The organism is Parasphingorhabdus sp., assembly GCF_036963805.1.
Taxonomy (GTDB): domain Bacteria; phylum Pseudomonadota; class Alphaproteobacteria; order Sphingomonadales; family Sphingomonadaceae; genus Parasphingorhabdus.
In genome coordinates, this window is the sequence record NZ_JBALUN010000047.1 from 1 (window position 1) to 704 (window position 704).

The following is a 704-nucleotide window of genomic DNA, read 5'->3' on the forward strand; positions in this document are numbered from 1 at the left end:
TAACTGCACAGCGCACTATGATCGAGCGGACGCAGGAACGCTTTGGTCTGTGGCCGGACCGGCTTGTAGCCGATGCCGGTTATGGCGATGCGCCCAATCTCGCCTGGCTGGTCGAGGACAAAGGCATTGAGCCCCATATCCCGGTGTTCGATAAGTCCGCCTGCCGCGACGGCACCTTCGAACGCGCCGAATTCGCCTTCGACCATGAAGAAGACCGCTACATCTGTCCGGGCGGCAAGGAACTCAGACGGCGTAACCGAAACTTCGCCATGCCGCGAAACGATGCCGACAAAGATGGCTTCATCCGTTACCGTGCCCGCAAAGCAGACTGTGATACCTGCCCGCTCAAGCCGCAATGTTGCCCTAAAGCCCCCGTTCGTAAGATCATGCGTTCCATCCATGAGGGTGCCCGCGATATGGCGCGTGCTATCGCCGCAACCGACGCTTATATCACCTCCCGAAGGCAACGGAAGAAGGTGGAAATGCTGTTCGCGCATCTCAAGAGAATATTGAAGCTCGACCGGTTGCGCCTCCGGGGACCAAATGGCGCAATAGACGAGTTCCTCCTGGCCGCCACAGCACAAAACCTGCGTAAACTAGCCAAAACAATCCCGATGCCCACCTGATAACCAGATCAAATCCCGCTCGTCTCGATACCGGAAGCAATATCAAACCGCTCATCAGCCGAGTTTTTCAACACAATC

At 56.8% G+C, this 704-nt stretch carries 1 protein-coding gene; it reads left to right on the forward strand.

Annotated features, from left to right (window positions below):
* A partial coding sequence (locus V7676_RS18720) for a transposase (protein ID WP_335661070.1) occupies window positions 1-626 on the forward strand: 626 nt, incomplete at its 5' end.
* Window positions 627-704 lie beyond the last annotated feature (78 nt).